The sequence below is a fragment of the Streptomyces sp. NPDC004111 genome (assembly GCF_042874215.1).
Taxonomy (GTDB): domain Bacteria; phylum Actinomycetota; class Actinomycetes; order Streptomycetales; family Streptomycetaceae; genus Streptomyces.
In genome coordinates this window covers 1-18122 of record NZ_JBIAMU010000041.1, presented here as the reverse complement: position 1 = coordinate 18122, position 18122 = coordinate 1, and the positions used below count along the sequence as shown (strand labels likewise).

The 18122-nt window shown below is 73.3% G+C and carries 17 protein-coding genes; 11 read left to right on the top strand and 6 right to left on the bottom strand.

The annotated features are described in order from the left end of the window. Window positions 1-26 precede the first annotated feature (26 nt). From ACFYVL_RS43565 to ACFYVL_RS43555, 3 genes are all read right to left on the bottom strand, one after another. On the bottom strand, window positions 27-917 hold the full coding sequence (locus tag ACFYVL_RS43565) for a hypothetical protein (RefSeq protein WP_389255538.1): 891 nt from the start codon (window positions 915-917) through the stop codon (window positions 27-29). Between the two features lie 151 nt (window positions 918-1068). Continuing rightward, window positions 1069-2595 (bottom strand): hypothetical protein, encoded by a 1527-nt coding sequence (locus tag ACFYVL_RS43560; RefSeq protein ID WP_389255536.1) that lies wholly within the window; start codon window positions 2593-2595, stop codon window positions 1069-1071. A gap of 310 nt (window positions 2596-2905) precedes the next feature. Beyond that, entirely contained in the window at window positions 2906-3616 is a 711-nt protein-coding gene (locus ACFYVL_RS43555) for a GntR family transcriptional regulator (RefSeq protein WP_389255534.1), read from the bottom strand. Window positions 3617-3840: 224 nt separating this feature from the next. Here ACFYVL_RS43555 and ACFYVL_RS43550 point away from each other — a divergent pair, with 224 nt between their 5' ends. Genes ACFYVL_RS43550 through ACFYVL_RS43530 form a run of 5 tightly spaced genes read left to right on the top strand, consistent with a single transcriptional unit; the run spans window position 3841 to window position 8222 of the window. After that, complete coding sequence (locus tag ACFYVL_RS43550; RefSeq protein ID WP_389255568.1) at window positions 3841-5118, top strand: MFS transporter; 1278 nt, start codon at window positions 3841-3843, stop codon at window positions 5116-5118. Next, window positions 5115-5909: a putative hydro-lyase gene (locus tag ACFYVL_RS43545; RefSeq protein WP_389255532.1), complete on the top strand. Its 795-nt coding sequence runs from the start codon at window positions 5115-5117 to the stop codon at window positions 5907-5909. The genes ACFYVL_RS43550 and ACFYVL_RS43545 overlap by 4 nt, the downstream gene beginning before the upstream one ends. A 20-nt stretch (window positions 5910-5929) precedes the next feature. Further along, complete coding sequence (locus ACFYVL_RS43540) at window positions 5930-6694, top strand: LamB/YcsF family protein (protein WP_389255530.1); 765 nt, start codon at window positions 5930-5932, stop codon at window positions 6692-6694. After that, the gene (pxpB, locus tag ACFYVL_RS43535; protein ID WP_389255528.1) at window positions 6691-7329 is read left to right on the top strand and encodes a 5-oxoprolinase subunit PxpB; all 639 of its coding nucleotides are present in this window, start codon (window positions 6691-6693) and stop codon (window positions 7327-7329) included. Before ACFYVL_RS43540 ends, pxpB begins: the two co-directional genes overlap by 4 nt. Continuing rightward, window positions 7326-8222, top strand: coding sequence for a biotin-dependent carboxyltransferase family protein (locus tag ACFYVL_RS43530; RefSeq protein WP_389255526.1), 897 nt, complete (start codon window positions 7326-7328; stop codon window positions 8220-8222). The genes pxpB and ACFYVL_RS43530 overlap by 4 nt, the downstream gene beginning before the upstream one ends. 346 nt (window positions 8223-8568) lie before the next feature. Here the strand turns inward: ACFYVL_RS43530 and ACFYVL_RS43525 are convergent, their stop codons facing one another. Both ACFYVL_RS43525 and ACFYVL_RS43520 read right to left on the bottom strand, forming a co-directional pair. Next, window positions 8569-9987 carry a HEAT repeat domain-containing protein gene (locus ACFYVL_RS43525; protein ID WP_389255524.1) on the bottom strand — a complete coding sequence of 473 codons (1419 nt, stop codon included), beginning with the start codon at window positions 9985-9987 and terminating at the stop codon, window positions 8569-8571. A gap of 280 nt (window positions 9988-10267) precedes the next feature. Beyond that, window positions 10268-10660 (bottom strand): ankyrin repeat domain-containing protein, encoded by a 393-nt coding sequence (locus tag ACFYVL_RS43520; RefSeq protein WP_389255522.1) that lies wholly within the window; start codon window positions 10658-10660, stop codon window positions 10268-10270. A gap of 256 nt (window positions 10661-10916) precedes the next feature. Here ACFYVL_RS43520 and ACFYVL_RS43515 point away from each other — a divergent pair, with 256 nt between their 5' ends. Together ACFYVL_RS43515 and ACFYVL_RS43510 are read left to right on the top strand one after the other, a co-directional pair. Continuing rightward, window positions 10917-11111, top strand: a complete 195-nt coding sequence (locus ACFYVL_RS43515; RefSeq protein WP_018534760.1) for a hypothetical protein — start codon at window positions 10917-10919, stop codon at window positions 11109-11111. Window positions 11112-11147: 36 nt separating this feature from the next. Further along, complete coding sequence (locus ACFYVL_RS43510; protein WP_389255520.1) at window positions 11148-12713, top strand: hypothetical protein; 1566 nt, start codon at window positions 11148-11150, stop codon at window positions 12711-12713. A gap of 82 nt (window positions 12714-12795) precedes the next feature. On the opposite strand, the gene ACFYVL_RS43505 is transcribed toward ACFYVL_RS43510, so the two are convergent. Next, window positions 12796-14295, bottom strand: coding sequence for a PLP-dependent aminotransferase family protein (locus tag ACFYVL_RS43505; RefSeq protein WP_389255518.1), 1500 nt, complete (start codon window positions 14293-14295; stop codon window positions 12796-12798). 100 nt (window positions 14296-14395) lie between these two features. On the opposite strand from ACFYVL_RS43505, the gene ACFYVL_RS43500 reads away from it, so the two are divergent. The 4 genes from ACFYVL_RS43500 to ACFYVL_RS43485 all read left to right on the top strand — a co-directional run bounded on the left by ACFYVL_RS43500 (window position 14396) and on the right by ACFYVL_RS43485 (window position 17948). After that, window positions 14396-15127, top strand: a complete 732-nt coding sequence (locus tag ACFYVL_RS43500; RefSeq protein ID WP_389255516.1) for a YitT family protein — start codon at window positions 14396-14398, stop codon at window positions 15125-15127. Between the two features lie 11 nt (window positions 15128-15138). Next, window positions 15139-15909: a glycerophosphodiester phosphodiesterase family protein gene (locus ACFYVL_RS43495; RefSeq protein ID WP_389255514.1), complete on the top strand. Its 771-nt coding sequence runs from the start codon at window positions 15139-15141 to the stop codon at window positions 15907-15909. Between the two features lie 55 nt (window positions 15910-15964). Next, window positions 15965-17314: an MFS transporter gene (locus ACFYVL_RS43490; protein WP_389255512.1), complete on the top strand. Its 1350-nt coding sequence runs from the start codon at window positions 15965-15967 to the stop codon at window positions 17312-17314. A gap of 259 nt (window positions 17315-17573) precedes the next feature. After that, a complete protein-coding gene (locus tag ACFYVL_RS43485; RefSeq protein WP_142215978.1) occupies window positions 17574-17948 on the top strand; it encodes an RNA polymerase-binding protein RbpA in 375 nt (124 codons plus the stop codon). Window positions 17949-18122: the final 174 nt, after the last annotated feature.

Sequence of the window (18122 nt, the reverse complement as noted above, 5' to 3'; positions counted from 1 at the left end):
GTGTGTCTTCGGTCGTCTCGGCGGGACTACGCGTGGAAGGGCAGGCCGGCGTCGGCCGGCAGGTCGAGGTCGTCGGCGTCGGACGGCGGCACCAGCGTGGCCGTGCCGTCCGTCACGGGTACGACGCCCAGTTCCAGCAGCTCCGCCATGGCTGCGCTGCCGGCCATGTCGCGCACCTGCAACTGGTAGCGGGCGGTGGTGCGGTAGGCGCCGCCCGCGTCGTCGCCGGTGCGCTGGAGGAAGCCGGAGTCGGTAAGGAAGGCGACGGCCTTGCCGACGATTCCGGTGGTGGAGCCGGCCAGTCGGCGGGCGTCCTTGGTGGCTCCGGTGGCGCTGCGCCGGGCGTAGATCCGCCAGGCGGACTCCAGGCCGGGGGCCTCGGTTGCGGGGTCGGTGTTCTCCCCCGCCACCTCGGCGCGCTCCTCCAGGCGCCGGCAGGCCTGTCGTACGAACGCGTCGACGCCGTTGACCGTCAGGCGGCCCACGTAGCCGTCGTCGGCGAGGTCCTCGGGGCGCGGGAAGGCCATGGCGGCCACGGCGAGGTGGGCCAGGCCGTGCAGGAAGCGGTCGGCGGACTCGGCCGAGGCGCGCCGGGCGTAGTCCCCCATCCGTACGGCGAAGACGGAGTCCTCACCGGCCGAGACCGCCATCCCCGCGCGCGTGGACACCTCCAGGACGACGAGGCCGAGGCCGGTGGCGACGGCGTCGGCGAGGCGCGCGAAGGGGGCCTCCTCGCGGTAGCGGCGCAGCAGGTCGGCGTATTCGGCGTCGCGAGCGGGGAGCAGCTTGGGCTGGAGGCCGAAGGAGACGAGGCGGGCGGCGTCGGCGGCGTCGGCGGGCGTCACCGCGGCGGGGGCGGCGGGCACGTCGACGGTGTCGCCGGTCCACGCGGTGTGCTCTGCGTGGGTCTCGCTCACGACTGCTGCTCCTCGGCTTCGGTGGGGGTCTGGGGTGCGGGGCGGTGTACGCGGCCGGGGGTGCCGGGCGGCCGGTGGGATGCGGGGCGGTGTACGCGGCCGGGGGTGCCGGGCCACCGGTGGGGTGCGGGGGTGGACGGGGCGGGACGTCTCATGAGGCCTCCGCCCGGTCGGAGGCCATGCCGGCCGCGTCGAGAAGGGCGGTGCCGACGATGAGGTCCGCGCCGCCGAACTCCGGGTCGTCGAGCTGGGTGCCGTCGTCGACGGCGAAAAGCAGCCGCTCCTCGCCCTGCCGGTACGCCGTACCGACCGGCGGGCTGGCCGCGTGCACGGCCAGCAGGGCCACCAGGTACGGGAGTTCGGCGTCGCGCCTGCGGGCGTCGGCCAGCAGTCCGGAGAGGCGCCGGGGCGCGTCGTGCGGCAGGTCGAGCAGTTCCAGGGCGTCGGCGAGCTGCTCCTCGCTGAACCGGCTGTCGTCCGGGGTGGCGATCAGGTCCGGTTCGGGCATCTCGACGCCGAGGTGCTCGCGCTCCACCGGCGGGCTGAGCAGTATGTCGACCAGGTCGCCGACCCGCACCGAGGTGGGGGTGCGCAGTCCGGCGCCGTGCGCGAAGAACGCGTCGGTGACCCGGATCGCCCGCTCCAGCGGCAGCGGCAGCAGCGGGGCGACGAGCTGTCCGTAGAGGTCGAGGCCGGAGTGCGCGGAGGCGGGCGCGAAGGCCTGGCGGTCCTGCTCGGCGCGGAACAGCGGGCCGGCCTCCAGCAGGCGCGACTGGAGCTGGGTGTGGCGGCGGATGCAGTCCTTGACGATGTCGACGAGTTCGGCGGCGCGCCGCTTGTGCTCGGGCTCCTCCGACTCGTCGCGGGCCCTGCGGATGTTGGTGAGGATCGCGTTCTCGTGCCGGTAGCGGTCGGCGACGTGGTCGAGGGCCTCGGCGATCATGTCGGGCACGGCGTTGAGCCAGTCGACCGCGCGGACGTTGCGCCGGGTGGCCTCCAGGGTGCGGCGCAGCGTCTCGGCGTACTGGACGGTGCGGTAACGGGCCTGTTCGGCGGCGAGCTGGGCGTCGGCGAGGCGGCCCCGGTTGATCAGGACCTCCAGCTTGACCTCGGCGGCGATCTGGGCGCTGGTGACGTCGGTGTCGAGGGCGCCGACCAGGACGTTGACGGCCTCGTCGGTGGTGCGCAGGAACACCCCGCCGCCGTATCCGGCGACCTCCTCGACGAGCTTGAAGTCGTAGTCGCGGCGGGTGTAGACGCCGTCGGCGGAGAAGGTGCCGTAGACGGCGCGGAACCCGCGGTCGACGCTGCCGACGTTGACGAGGTTCTCCAGCACCCAGCGGGCGACCCGCTCGTGCTCGGCGGCCGGGCGCCGGGGGGCCTGGGCGGCGACGCGCGGGAGGAGCCTGGCGACGATCTGGTCGTGGTCGGCGCCGGTGTCGAAGTCCATGTTGAGCGTGATCAGGTCGATCGCGGCGAGGGCCACCTCGGCCATCGCGTAGACCGTGTACTCACCGGCGAGGTTCGCCTTGCGCACGTCGAGGTCGTGCAGCGGCGCGGTGCAGGCGAGCGCGCGAAGGCGCCGCGCGAGCCCTTCGTCGGCGGCCGGGCCCTGGGCGGGCCGCGGCCCCGCGCTGAGCTGGGGCGGAACGAATTCCGTCGAGGCAGGCGAAGTCACGTGGCACAGATTAGGTCCTCGCACTGACAACGGTCGAAACGGCCCAGATGGGAACGCTTGCCGTAGGGGTGGCGGGGCCGCCGGACGGCCGCCCCGCACCGACGCCCCGCACCGACGCGCCGCGGCCGGGGCGCCGCACCGGGGCCGGGACATGCGGGGCGCGGGTCCGGGGCACCCTGTGCCCGGGGCGCCCTCCGGCCGGGACTCCGGCCGGGGCGCCTGGCGGCCGGAGTCCCACGCCTGCCCCACGCCGCGCGTCCCGCCCCCGATTCCCCGCCCTGGCGTCCTGGTGCCCCGGCCCCCGCCCCGGTCAGTCGAGTCCGGCCTCCTGCGCGAAGTGCCCGTACGCGGCGACGAGGTTGGCGCGCGAGTCGTCGAGGTAGCGGGCCAGCAGTTCCTCGCCCGCCGCCCGGTCGCCGGCGGCGAGCGCCTGGACGATCTCCCGGTTGCGCAGCAGGTACGGCTCGTGGAGCAGGCGGGGGTCGGAGACCACGTGGAAGGCGAGCCGAAGCTCGGCCAGCACGCTGCGCATCAGTTCGTCGGTGCGCGGGCTGCCGGCGAGGGCGACCAGCTCGCGGTGGAAGTGGATGTTGGCCGTCGAGACCCGCTTCCAGTCCTCCTCCCCCGCCGCGTTCTCGCCCGCGGTGACCGCGGCGTCGAGCGCGTCGACCGCGAAGGGGGGCTCGCCGAGGTGACGTACCACCGCACACTCCACGAGGCGGCGGGTGCGGTAGATGTCCTCCACGTCCGCGACGGTGAGGACCTTCAGGAAGACGCCCCGGTTGAGCACGTGGACGAGCAGGCGTTCGTGGGTCAGCAGCCTGAAGGCCTCGCGCAGGGTGTTGCGGGAGACTCCGAGCGCCTTGCCGATGCTGTCCTCGGAGAGCCGCTGTCCGGGTGGGAAGTAGCCCTCGGCGATGCGGGTGCGCAGGATGTCCGCCACCCGCTCCGCCGTGCTGGTGCGGGTGAGCAGCGGGCGGTCCTCCGCCAGTTCTCCGACTTCTGTCTCTGTGGTCACCACGGCACCCCAACTCCCTTGTCGGGCCGGAGCGTTCCGGCACCTGCACTCATCGTAGGAGCAATCGTAGGAAGGGAGAATCGAAGCTGTGGAGAACGAGGCTACAAAAGTCTTGTCGGATTGTTCAACAATCCTCTACGTTGACGAAGGCGCAAGAGAACAGCGCACCGCCGCACCTGTACGGCACGACTCCTGAACGGCTCTCCCCTCACCCCAGCGAGGTGCAGATGAGTACGACCCAGGCACAGCGGAAACAGGGCGAACTCCCCCCGGACAGCGGGGCTTTCGCATGGCTCAGGGCTCTGGGGCCGCGCGGTCGGCGGGCCTTCGCCGGTGCGTTCGGCGGCTACGCCCTCGACTCCTACGACTTCTTCACGCTCCCCCTGAGCATGGTCGCGATCTCCGCGTACTTCGCTCTGGACAACGGCCAGACCGGGCTGCTGACCACGGTCACCCTGGTGGTGTCCGCGATCGGCGGCGCCGTCGCCGGCATCGCCGCCGACCGGATCGGCCGGGTCCGCGCCCTGATGATCACGGTCGGCACCTATGCCGTGTTCACCGTGGCCTGCGGTTTCGCGCCCAACTACGAGACGCTGCTGGTCTTCCGGGCCCTTCAGGGCCTCGGTTTCGGCGGCGAGTGGGCGGTCGGCGCGATCCTGGTCGCCGAGTACTCCACCGCCAGGCACCGCGGCCGTACCCTCGGCGCCGTGCAGAGCGCCTGGGCGGCGGGCTGGGCGCTCGCGGTGGTGGTCAACACGCTCGTCTTCCAGTTCCTGGAGGCGGACGTCGCGTGGCGCGTGATGTTCTGGACGGGCGCGCTGCCCGCCCTCCTGGTGATCTACGTACGGCGTCACGTCAGCGACGCCCCCGAGGCGGCCGGCCGGCGGCTCGAAAGCCGGGACAAGGGGTCCTTCACCGCGATCTTCCGGCCGGACCTGCTGCGCACCACCCTCTTCGCCGTCCTGCTGTCGACCGGCGTGCAGGGCGGCTACTACACGCTGGCCACGTGGGTGCCGACGTACCTGAAGAGCGAACGCGGACTGACGGTGGTCAACACCGGCTGGTACCTGACGTTCCTGATCTCCGGCGCCTTCATCGGCTACCTGTCCGGCGGCTATCTGACCGACGTGCTCGGCCGCAAGAAGAACATCGCGCTCTTCGCCGCGCTCTCGGCCGCGTGCATCCTCGCCTACACGAACATCCCGGTCGGCGCGAACACCCTGCTCCTGGTGCTCGGCTTCCCGCTGGGCTTCTGCATGTCGGCGATCTTCAGCGGTTTCGGCTCCTTCCTCAGCGAGCTGTACCCGACTGCCGTACGCGGCACGGGGCAGGGATTCACGTACAACACGGGTCGTGCGGTGGGCGCCGTCTTCCCGACCACGGTGGGTTTCCTGGCGGGCAGCTGGGGGGTCGGCGGCGCCCTGGTGTTCGGTGCCGTCGGGTACGGGCTGGCCGTCCTGGCGCTGCTCGGGCTGCCGGAGACCCGCGGGAAGGAGCTGGTGTGAACGTGACGGACGTGTCCCCCGCGCGCGTGCCCCAGGAGGCCCGCGCGCGGTTCCGGGCGGGCGGCACCGGCACCACGGCGGGCTGGGCCCCCGGGCATGTGCAGGCGAACCTGCTGGCGGTGCCCGCGGACTGGGCGTACGACGTGCTGCTGTTCTGCCAGCGCAACCCCAAGCCCTGCCCGGTGCTGGACGTCACCGAGGCCGGCGGCTGGACCACTCCCCTGGCCCCGGGCGCCGACCTGCGGACGGATCTGCCCGGCTACCGCGTCTGGGCGGACGGCGAACTGCTCGACGAACCGACGGAGGTCACCGGGTACTGGCGCGAGGACCTGGTGACGTTCCTGATCGGGTGCAGCTTCACCTTCGAGACGGCTCTGGGCGAGGCGGGGGTGCCGATGCGCCACATCGAGCAGGGGCGCACGGTGCCGATGTACACGACGGCCCGCCAGTGCAGGCCGGCCGGGCGGGTGCGGGGTCCCCTGGTGGTGTCGATGCGGCCCGTGCCGCCCGAACTGCTCGGCACGGCCCTGAACGCGACCGCCCTGCTGCCCGCGGCGCACGGCGCTCCCGTCCACTGCGGCGAACCCGGCGGGCTCGGCATCGCCGACCTCGCACGCCCGGACTTCGGCGACCCGGTGACCGCGGAGCCCGGGGACATCCCGGTGTTCTGGGCCTGCGGGGTGACCCTTCAGGCGGCGGTGACGGCGTCCGCGCCGCCGTTCGCACTGACGCACGCCCCGGGGCAGATGCTGATCACCGACGCCCGCGACGAGCAGTACCGCGTGGCCTGAACAGGAGGATGATGCGGTTCATGACCCCGGTATCCCTCGACCTCAACGCCGACCTCGGGGAAGGCTTCGGGCGCTGGCGGCTGACCGACGACGAAGCGCTGCTGTCCGTCGTCACCAGCGCCAACGTCGCCTGCGGCTTCCATGCGGGCGACGCACCCACCATGCGGCGGGTGTGCGCGCTGGCCGCCGAGCGCGGGGTACGGATCGGCGCCCAGGTCTCCTACCGCGACCTGGCGGGCTTCGGACGCCGCTCCATGGACGTGCCGGCGGCCGAACTGGCCGCCGAGGTGGCCTACCAGATCGGCGCCCTGGACGTCTTCGCACGGGCCGCCGGCTCACGGGTGTCGTACGTGAAACCGCACGGCGCCCTCTACAACCGCCTGGTGCACGACGAGGAGCAGGCGGCGGCCGTCGTCGAGGGGGTGCGGCTCGCAGGCGGCTCCCTGCCGGTGCTGGGCCTGCCCGGCTCGCGCTTCCTGGGCGTCGCGGACCGGGCGGGGCTGCCCGCCGTGCCCGAGGCGTTCGCGGACCGCGCCTACACCCCGCAGGCCACTCTCGTGCCCCGGTCCCAGGAGGGTGCGGTGATCAGCGACGCCCACGCGGTCGTGGAGCGTGCGGTGGGCATGGCGGTCTCGGGCGAGGTGCGCGCGGTGGACGGACAGCCGGTGGCGGTCCGGGCGCGCTCGCTCTGTGTGCACGGGGACACCCCGGGCGCCGTACGGCTCGCCCACCGGGTCCGCACGGCGCTGGAGGCCGCGGAGATCCGGGTGGAGGCCTTCGCATGAGGACCCTGCCTGTCGGCGACCGGGCCCTCCTGGTGGAACTGGCCGACGCCGAGGAGGCCGGGGCACTCCACGCGGAGCTGCTGCGCCGCCGTGCCGCGGGCTCCCTGCCGCCGGTGCGGGAGATCGTGCCCGCCGCCCGCACGGTCCTGCTGGACGGCCTCGACGACCCCGTCGGCCTCGCCGGGCTGCTGACGGGCTGGGAGGTGCCGCCGCTGGTGGTGGACGAGCGGCGGGCCGTCGAGCTGCCGGTGCGCTACGACGGCCCCGACCTGCCGGAGGTCGCGGCCCGGTGGGGGGTTTCCGTGGAGGAGGCGGTACGCATCCACTCCTCGGCCCGGTTCCGGGTCGCGTTCTGCGGGTTCGCGCCCGGCTTCGGCTATCTGACCGGGCTGCCCGAGCGGTACGCGGTGCCCCGGCGCAGCACGCCCCGCACGGCCGTCCCGCCGGGCTCGGTCGCGCTGGCGGGGCCGTACACCGGCGTCTACCCGCGCTCCTCGCCCGGCGGCTGGCAGCTGATCGGCTCCACGGACGCGGTGCTGTGGGACCCCGCGCGCGTGCCCGCGGCACTGCTCACCCCCGGCGACCGGGTCCGCTTCGTCGTGGCGTCGCCGGCACACGGGCCGGAGGCACGGTGACCGACGGGGCCTTCGCCGTCGTACGGCCCGGGGCGCTGACCACCGTCCAGGACGAGGGGCGTCCCGGCCACGCCCATCTCGGGGTGCCGCTGTCGGGGGCGCTGGACCGGGCGGCGAGCGCCCTGGCCAACCGCCTCCTGGGCAACGCCCCCGGGGCCGCCGTCCTGGAGACCACCCTCGACGGCTGCGCGGTGCGGGTGCGCGGGGCGGTGACGGTGGCCGTGACGGGGGCGCCGTGCCCGGTCACGGTCGACGGCAGGCCGGCCGCCTGGGGTGCTCCGGTACAGGTGCCGGGCGGGGCGGTGCTGGACGTCGGCAGGGCGGTGGCGGGGGTGCGCAGCTATGTGGCGTTCGCCGGGGGTGTCGCGGCGGAGTCCGTCCTGGGCAGCCGTTCCACGGACCTGCTCTCCGGGCTGGGTCCGCCGCCACTTGCCCTGGGCGCGGTACTGCCCCTCGGACACTCCGGCGTACCGGGGCCGACCGCGTACGCGGACGCGCTGCCCTGGCGCGAGCCGCCGCGCGAACTGGTGCTGCGCCTGGGGCCGGGGCCGCGCACGGACTGGTTCACGGAGCGGGCCCTGCGCACGGTGGCGACGGCGCGGTACCGGGTGTCCTCCGCGAGCAACCGCATCGGTCTGCGCACCGAGGGCCCCGCCCTGGAGCGCGCGGTCCCGGGAGAACTCCCCAGCGAGGGGCTGGTGCTCGGTGCGGTGCAGGTGCCGCCGGACGGACACCCGACGGTGTTCCTGGCGGACCATCCGACCACCGGCGGCTACCCGGTGGTGGGCGTCGTACCGGAGCCGGACCTGGACGCGGCGGCCCAGGCGGTCCCGGGCACTCCGCTGCGCTTCGTGCCGACGGGGCGCTTCCCCCGACCACCCACCGGCCGCTGAGCACCACAGGGCCCGTGCGTCGCGCCGCGCGCGGGGCGGTCGTGCGCCGGGACGCCGGGAACGCGGCCTGGATCCGGTACGTCGCGCCGCGCGGGGCGGTCCTGCACTTGGACGCCGGAAACCCGGCCTGGATCCCGTACGTCGCACCGCGCGGGGCGGTCCTGCACCTGGACGCCGGGAACCCGGCCCGTATCCCGTACCTCGCGTCTCGCGCGCCCGCGCGGAGCGGTCGCCCGGTGCGCCGCCACGGCAGGACCCCGCGACCACAGGACCAACGGCAGGGGCGGGGTGCCCCGGACCACTCCGGAGCACCCCGCCCCCACCTCTGCCTCTGCCGCGGTCGCGCTCAGACGGCGGTCGCGTCGGGCCCGAATCTGCTGCGTACGGCGGTCTGCACCTCGGCCTCCTCGGCCGGGTCGGCGGCCAGCCGCCGCAGCCGGTCGGCCACCCGCACGTCGCCCGTCTCGGCGTGCCGTGCGGCGACCTCGCGCGTCGTCTCCTCGCAGTCCCACAGGCACTCGACGGCGAAGCCGGAGGCGAAGGACGGATCGGTGGCGGCCAGGGCGCAGGCCGCGCGCTGCCGCAGGTGGGAGGAGGCGGTCTCGCGGTAGATGTGGCGCAGGACGGGGGCCGCGGCGGCGATGCCGAGGCGGCCGGTGCCGTCCACCAGGGTCCACACCCGGGGGGTGTCGGGGCCGTCCGCCCGGACGGCCTCACGCAGGGCGCCGAGGACCAGGGGGGCGTCCTGGGCGCCGCCGCGGCAGGCCAGTACGCCGGCCGCCGAGGCGCCGAGGGCGTCCGGCCGGTGGACCCAGCCGCGGGCCCGGTCCACCGCTTCGGGGCCGCACATCCGCTCGAAGGCGGCGACCGCGGCTTCGGCGACGGTGACAGAGGTGCTCTGCGCCGCGTCCTCGATCAGATCGAGGACGGCGGGATCGCGTGACTGAGCCAGGTAGTGGAGTGCGGTGCAGCGGGCACCGTCCACACCCTCACGTGCCACACGGAGGATTGTTGAACGATCCTCCGGTCCCGCGACCGCCGACAGGCACCGGGCAGCCGGCACGTGCAGCGCCGCGCCGCGCTCCAGCCCTTGCTGGGCCCAGGCGAAGACCGCGTCGACGCTCCACTCGGGGCGGGGGCCCGTCGTACGCATCTGACGCTGCCAGCGGTCGAAGGAGCCCTGCTCCTGCGCCGCTCGCACCCGGCCGCCGACGGCGGCGCGGGGATCCTCGGACCACAGGCGCCAGGGCCGGGGCTCGTAGGCGTCGCGCACGGCGGCGGCGAGTTCCGCGTCCCCCTCGGGGGACTCGGCGAACCGCGCCAGCACCGGGCCCGCCAGCGAGCGCAGCCCGCTGTCGTCGTCGCGCAGGGCCAGCTCGTCGAGCGCCCAGGCCCAGTTGGCGCCGGTCCGCGCGTACGAGCGCAGGAGGACGAGTGCGTCGTCCCTGCCGTACGAGGCGAGGTGGCCGAGGACGGCGAGGGCGAGTCCGGTCCGGTTCTCGTCCGTGTCGAGGACGTCCTCGGCGTCGAAGAGGTGCCGCTCGATCTCTTCGAGGCCGCCGTCGAGGTCCAGGTACAGACGGGCGTAGTAGAGCGACCGGTTCTCGACCTGCCAGTCGTGGCGGGGGTCGTTGGTCACACAGTGGTGCAGGGCCGCCAGGGCTTCCGGACGGGGTGCGGCAAGTGCGTGCAGCGTGCCGTCACCCCGGCCCCTCTGCAGGAGGCCGAGCAAGGTGCCGCTCGGCGCTATGACTGGATCAAACATGGAAAAAGCCTCACATCAAGCTGTCGACGCAACCGGGAATCATGCCGTGCCTACGCCGCGCGACAACATGCTCGGCCGCCCGTCACAGTCTCTTGCTTGGTGTAGACCATCTTCCTCTGCCTCTCGTCTGGTGGCCCGGAGTGGGCCAGTTCCACATTTCCGTAATGCGGCGACTCATGCCCGCACCTGGTGTTTGTGAATCCGTCGTCATGATGGCCCAGCAGTTTGCGCACCGCGACCACATTTACGACGTCCCCCGGACTCCCTACCCAAGAAGCGGTCAGCGAGCGCCGAACAGCTGGAGCAGGTCCTTCTTGTCGAACATCCGCGCGGTGTCCAGCGCGGACGGCGTACCGGCGGCGGGGTCGGCGCCTCCGGCCAGCAGCACCCGGGCCACCTCGTCCTCGCCCTTGAAGACCGCGCCGGCGAGCGGGGTCTGGCCCCGGTCGTTGGGGCGGTTCGCGTCCGCCCCGCGGGCGAGCAGCGCCTCCACCGCGCGCGCGTGGCCGTGGTAGGCGGCGAGCATCACCAGGGTCTGCCCCTGCTCGTTGGTGAGGTCCGGCGAGACACCCGCGTCGACGTATGCGGCGAGGGCCTCCGCCTCGCCCTGCCGGGCGAGTTCGAAGATCTTGGTCGCCAGTTCGACGACCTCGGGGTCCGGGGCTTCGCTCATCGCGGAGTGCCTGCCTTTCGCATGCCATGACCAGGGGCGCACGGCGGAAGGGCCGTACGAGTGAATCGACAGAGTACTGGCCGTCCGGCGACATGACCCGGTCCCCGGGCGGCAAAGATCACCGCGAGCGCATCCGGCTCTGCCAGTCCAGTGAAAAATACGAAATTTAACCCGACTGCACGATTTGCGGCATAGATACTTTCTGTGAGCCTGGAAGAACTCATGGTGACTGTCCCCCTCAACCAGGAGAACTCTCATGATCCTGTCCATCTCCGGCGTCGTGCTGCTCGGCATCATCGTCTTCCTGTTCTTCCGCAAGGACGGGCTGAAGGCGTCGCACGCCCTGGTCTGCGCACTCTTCGGCTTCTACCTCGCGGGTACCGCCATCGCCCCGAGCATCAAGGCCGGAGGAGCGAGCCTCGCCAGCCTTTTGGGCGGGATCAAGTTCTGACCCCACCTCCACCCACCCCCACCTCAGGAGTCCGACGTGGCCCGGCGTCCCCTCCCCCGCATTCTGAGCAGCAGCAGTGCCTCGGTGGCCCGCAGCCGCGAGCTGGCGCGCACTGCCGCCGACAGCGCCACGGACGTGCTCCATCCCCTGATCACGATCAGCCGCGGCCTGCGCAAGCTCGCCGCGGCGGGTCGCGCCAAGTGGGCGGGCACTCCGAAGGAGAAGCGCGGTCCCGCGCTCTTCCTGGTGGGCTCGGTCGTCCTGGTGGTCGCGCTCATCCCGTACGGGCCGCTGCTCGCCCTGATCACGGTGATGGCCGCGGCCGCCTGGAAGGGCCATGAACGCGCCCCCGTACAGACCGGTCCCGCCCCGGCGGAGACCGAACGGCTCCAGTCCCTCTACGAGGCGCTGGTGCCCTACTTCTCGGTTCCCGAGGACCCCGAACCGCTCTTCGCGCACGGCGGCGAGTGGGACAAGGCCTTCAGCGACTACGAGTTCGACGACTCCGGCCGCCCCACCCGGCTGCTGATCCGCTACCCCGCGTACTTCCCCGACGGCGAGGCCGACTCCCGGGCCCGCATCGAGCAGTTGCTGCACGCCAAGTCCGGGCGTGGGCGCGAGTACCGCTTCGCCTGGGACGAGGAGGGCAACCAGCTCGTCATGACGGTGCTGGACGCGCTCCCCACGACGATCGCCGCCCAGCGCTTCGTCACCGCACCCGGCGAGACGGTCCTCGGCTTCACCGACTCCGACGCGGTCCCCCGCACGGTGCCGGTCAAGGACGGCGACGAGGAGAGCGACGCCACTCCGGTGATCTGGCGGACCGGCCCGCGGTCCACCGAGCCGCACCTGCTGGTCGTCGGCCAGCCCGGCAGCGGAACCACCAGCCTGCTGCGGTCGGTCGCGCTCCAGGCCCTGGAGGACGGCGACGTGCTGATCGCCGAGGGCAGCGGCACCGGCGAGTACGCCTGTCTGACCGGCCGCAGCGGTGTGCTGGCGGTCGAGTGCGGACTCTCCGGCGCGCTGGCGAGCCTGGAGTGGGCCTGCGCCGAGACCGAGCGGCGGCTGATCTCCGCCAACCTGGCCCGGCAGGCGGGCCGTCCCGCGCCCGACGACACCCGGCGCCCGCTGTGGATCCTGCTCGACCGGCCGAGCGTCCTGGGCCACCTGGCCGCCGCCGACGGCCGCACCGACCCGCAGCAACTGCTCCAGGTGCCGCTGCGGCACGGCAGGGCGGCCAACGTGACGGTCGTGGTGGCCGAGCAGTTCGACACCGTGGACACCCTCAGCGACTCGGTACGCGCGCACACGCGTGCGCGTGCCGTGCTCGGACCGGCCTCCCCCGAGGAGGTCGCGGAGGTGCTCGGCCTCCCGCCGCACACCACGCCGACCCCGGAGGTCCCGCCCGGACGCGGCTACGCCCGGCTGGGCTCGGGCCCGGTGATGCGCCTTCAGGTGCCCGCCACGCCCGACCCGTACGACGACGCCACGAGCGAGGCGCACCGGCAGGCGGTGCTGGAGCTGCTGCCGGAGCGGTCGGTGCCGGCGGAGGACCGGGACCCGACCGAACAGCTGGAGTCCCCCGTCCCGGCCGAGGGCTGAGCGCGGGGCCGTACAGCCAAGGAGCCCGTGGCCGCACCCCCGAAAAGGGTGCGGCCACGGGCTCCTTCGCTGTCGCGCGCCGTTACGCCACGGCCGTACGCGGGGTCTCCGCCCCCGAGCTCGCGCCCGACTCCACGAGCCGCGCCGCCGCCGAGAGCCGTACCGCCGCCTCCTCGGCCACCGGGCCGCTCACGGTGAACGGCAGCCGGACGTAGCCCTCGAAGGCGCCGTCCACCCCGAAGCGCGGCCCGGACGGCACCCGGACGCCGACCCGCTCCCCCACCGCGGCGATCCGCGAGCCCGACAGGCCCCCGGTCCGCACCCACAGGGTCAGCCCGCCGGCCGGCACGTCGAACTCCCAGTCCGGCAGCTCCCGGCGCACCGCGGCCACCAGGGCGTCCCGGTTCTCCCGGGCCTGGCCGCGCCGGACCGCCACCGCCTGCTCCCATCCCCCGGTGCTCATCAGCCAGTTGATGGCGAGCTGTTCGAGGACGGGCGTGCCGAGGTCGGCGTAGGCACGCGCCGACACGAGGCTGCGGACGACCTCGGGGGCGGCCCGCACCCAGCCGATGCGCATCCCCGCCCAGAACGCCTTGCTGGCGGAGCCGACCGTGAGCACGGTGCTGCCCGCCGGGTCGAAGGCGCAGACGGGCCGCGGCATCTCGTCGATGTCGTCGTCGAGGTGGAGTTCGGTCATGGTCTCGTCGACCACCAGTACGGTGCCCGCCGACCTGGCCGCCTCGACCAGGGCCCGGCGCTGGTCCTCGTCCGCGAGGGCGCCGGTGGGGTTGTGGAAGTCGGCGACGACGTAGGCGAGCCGGGGGGCGGCGTCGCGCAGCACCTGCCGCCAGCGCGGCAGGTCCCAGCCGGTCAGCCCCTCCGCCATCGCGACGGGCACCAGCCGCGCCCCGGCCTCGCGCATCAGCTGGAGGATGTTGGCGTAGCTGGGCGACTCGACGGCGATCCGCTCGCCGCGCCCGGCGAAGAGGTGACAGATGGCGTCCATGGCGCCCATCGCACCGGTGGTGACCATGATCTGCTCGGGCATGGTCGGGATGCCCCTGGCGGTGTACCGGTCGGCGAGCATCTGCCGCAGGGCGGGGAGGCCGGCCGGGTAGTCGCCGTGGGTGTGGGCGTACGGCGGCAGCTCCTCCAGGGCGCCCTGGACGGCGCGGGTGAGCCACGGTTCGGGTGCCGGCAGCGAGGCGGTGCCCAGGTCGATGACGCTGCCGAGCGCCTCCGGCGGCATCGGCTCCAGGCCGCGCGCGGGCAGCGGGTTCCCGGCGGGCACCGCCGTCCAGCTGCCCGCGCCCCTGCGCGACTCCAGGAAGCCCTCGGCCCGCAGCGCCTCGTAGGCGGCGGCGACGGTGGTGCGGCTGACCGCGAGGGCCGTCGCGAGTTCGCGCTCGGCGGGCAGCCGTGCCGCGACCGGCACCCGGCCCTCCAGCACGAGGAGGCGCACTCCGTCGGCGAGCGCCCGGTAGGCGGGCGGCTTGCGGGTGCCGGGGCCGACCGGACGGGACTGCTGGGAGAGCTGCCGGGCGAGCTGCGCCGCCCCCACCGCCGAAGTCCACTGCGCCATGATTTCAGTCCACCTTCCCCGGATTGGCCATGGATGGCTCGTCCCTACGGGCCACAGAGTGTCATGCGTCGGTCCACCACCACTACCCGAGGGGCGTCACGTGTCCGGATCATCCTCAGAACTCTTCCGACGGCTTTCGCAGCTGTACGTGGGGCTCGCGCTGTACGGAGTGAGTTCGGCGGCGCTGGTCCGCGCGGGGCTGGGCCTGGAGCCCTGGGGGGTGCTGCACCAGGGCCTCGCTGAGCGCACCGGTCTCACCATCGGGGTGGTCTCGATCGTGGTCGGGGCGGTCGTCCTGCTGCTGTGGATACCGATCCGGCAGCGGCCCGGCCTGGGCACCGTCTCCAACGTGTTCGTGGTCGGCATCGCGATGGACGGCACGCTGGCCCTGCTCCCCGAGGTGCACTCCCCCGTCGGCCGCGTCGCGCTGATGGCCGGCGGCATCGTCCTGAACGGAGTGGCCACCGGCCTGTACATCGCGGCCCGCTTCGGCCCCGGCCCGCGCGACGGCCTGATGACCGGACTGCACCGGCTGACCGGCCGCTCGATCCGGCTGGTCCGTACCGGCATCGAGATCGCGGTGGTGGCCACCGGCTTCCTGCTCGGCGGCTCCGTGGGCGTGGGCACGGTCGCGTACGCGCTGGCCATCGGCCCGCTCGCGCAGTTCTTCCTCCGCCTGTTCGCCGTCCCCGCCCCGGCCGCGACTGCCGGGCCCGACGCGGACCGCGGTTCCGACGCCGAGCCCGGGGCCCGGCCCGAGGGCGGGGCGGCCGAGGTCCCTTCCGGGCCGGTCGGCGGCGAGGAGCCGGGGCGGGCGATACTTCCGGGGTGAACACTCCCCGGGTGAACCGCGCACCTCAGCACCGCTATCTGGACCACCCGGGGCCCGTCGTCCCGTTCGCCCACCGCGGCGGGGCGGCCGACGGCCTGGAGAACACCGCCGCCGCGTTCCGGCGCGCCGCCGAGGAGGGCTACCGGTACTTCGAGACCGATGTGCACGCCACGGCGGACGGCCGGCTGGTCGCCTTCCACGACCCGACCCTGGACCGGGTCACCGACACCGGCGGCCGGATCGCGGAGCTTCCCTGGGACCGGGTGCGTCAGGCGCGCGTGGCGGGCACCGAGCCCCTCCCGCTCTTCGAGGAGCTGCTCGAAGAGTTCCCCGGGGCCCGCTGGAACGTGGACGTCAAGGCGGAGCCCGCGCTGCTCCCCCTTCTCGACCTGGTCCGCCGTACGAACTCCTGGGACCGGATCTGCGTCGGGTCCTTCAGCGAGCGCCGGGTGGCCAGGGCGCAGCGGCTCGCCGGACCGCGGCTCGCGACGTCGTACGGCGTGCGTGGTGTGCTCGCGCTGCGGCTGCGCTCGCTGGGGGTGCCGGCCCCGCTGCGCCGGGGCGCGGTGTGCGCCCAGGTGCCGGAGGCCCAGAACGGGGTACGTGTCGTGGACCGGCGCTTCGTGGCGACGGCGCACGCGCTGGGCCTGCGGGTCCACGTGTGGACGGTCAACGATCCGGACCGGATGGCCGCTCTTGTCGATCTCGGCGTGGATGGCATCATGACGGACCGGATCGCGACGCTGCGGTCGGTGCTGACCGAGCGGGGGGCCTGGGCCTGACCGCGTCCGTCGTCCTCCGCCCGTGCGCGCGTCGGCAGGGGACCAGGGAGCACGTGTGAGGGCCGGATCGGTGGAGCCGCAGGAGGCCGCGGAGGACCGCGGACGGGAACAACGGGGCTGGTACTTCTACGACTTCGCGTGCTCCGTCTACTCGACGAGCGTGCTGACCGTCTTCCTCGGCCCCTATCTGACGTCGGTCGCCAAGGCGGCGGCGGACGCGGAGGGCTTCGTCCACCCGCTGGGCATCCCGGTGCGGGCGGGTTCGGTCTTCGCGTACTCGGTGTCCCTGTCGGTGATCCTCGCGGTCCTGCTGATGCCCGTGGCCGGTGCGGTCGCCGACCGTACGGGACGCAAGAAGCCGCTGCTCGGCGCCGCCGCTTACCTGGGCGCCACCGCGACCACGGGCATGTTCTTCCTGGACGGCGACCGCTATCTGCTGGGCGCGCTGCTGCTGATCGTGGCCAACGCGTCGGTGTCCGTGTCCATGGCGCTCTACAACGCCTATCTGCCGCAGATCGCCACCCCGGAGGAGCGCGACCGGGTCTCCTCGCGGGGCTGGGCCTTCGGCTACACCTCGGGCGCCCTGGTCCTGGTGCTCAACCTGGTGCTGTACACCGGCCACGACGGCTTCGGGGTCAGCGAGTCGACGGCGGTACGGATCTGTCTGGCGTCGGCCGGCGTCTGGTGGGGCGCCTTCGCCGTGATCCCGCTGCGCCGGCTGCGGGACCGCCGGGTGGCCACGGACGGCAGCCGGCTCACCATGGGGCAGGGCTGGCGGCAACTGGTGTCGACCCTCAAGGACATGCGGCGGCATCCGCTGACGCTGTCGTTCCTGCTGGCCTATCTGTTCTACAACGACGGGGTCCAGACGGTGATCTCGCAGGCCTCGGTCTACGGGTCCGAGGAGCTGGGGCTGGACCAGACGACGCTCATCACGGCCATCCTGCTGGTCCAGGTGCTGGCGGTCTTCGGGGCGCTCGCCATGGGGCGTCTGGCGCAGCGGTACGGCGCCAAGCGGACCATTCTCGGTTCGCTCGTCGCCTGGACGCTGACGATCGGCGTGGGGTATTTCCTCCCCGCCGGGGCGCCCGTCTGGTTCTTCGTGCTGGCGGCGGCGATCGGACTGGTGCTCGGCGGCAGCCAGGCGCTGTCGCGCTCGCTGTTCTCGCACCTGGTGCCGCGCGGCAAGGAGGCCGAGTACTTCTCCGCGTACGAGATGAGCGACCGGGGCATGAGCTGGCTGGGGCCGTTGGTGTTCGGTCTCACGTTCCAGCTGACGGGAAGCTACCGGGACGCCATCATCTCCCTGGTGGCCTTCTTCGTCGTGGGGTTCGTTCTGCTCGCGCGGGTACCCGTGAGACGGGCCGTGGCGGCGGCCGGGAACCCCGTGCCGGAAAGAATTTAGACCTTGAAGTAAAAGGCCGGTAGTGTACGCCTTTGGCTTACCAGGCGGACCGTTACTGCGTCCTTACGCAGGAAAAAGAGTAGGTGACATCTGATGTCAGATGTGACAAAGCGGTCACTGGTGGGTACAACAAGGGGCGGCACGACGGGCGACGCACTGACCCGCAACGGGAATCTTTACCGCCGACCGGACGTTGACCGGATGACGACGACAGCGACAACACCTGTCCTGTGGGCGACAAGCCCGGGAGGCACGATTCATGAGTGAGCGAGCTCTCCGCGGTACGCGGCTCGTGGTGACCAGCTACGAGACGGACCGCGGCATCGATCTGGCCCCGCGCCAGGCGGTGGAGTACGCATGTGAGAAGGGACATCGCTTTGAGATGCCCTTCTCCGTGGAAGCGGAAATTCCGCCGGAGTGGGAGTGCAAGGTCTGCGGGACCCAGGCACTCCTGGTGGACGGCGATGGGCCGGAGGAGAAGAAGGGCAAGCCCGCGCGTACGCACTGGGACATGCTCATGGAGCGGCGCACCCGCGAGGAACTCGAAGAGGTCCTGGCCGAAAGGCTCGCGGTACTGCGTTCCGGCGCCATGAACATCGCTGTGCATCCGCGGGACAGCCGCAAGTCCGCCTGACGCCGCACCCCGGCGAAGGGCCACGGGAGAAACAGCGCAAGAGCCGCGGGGGGGGCGGGCGCCGCGGGGGGGGGGGGGCCGCCACCAGCGAGTGTGGAAGATGCCGCCACCCCCCACTCGCGGGCCGGGCAAGATGCCGGCGCGGGGGGTAGGTGGCGGGCCGGGCCCGCGGGT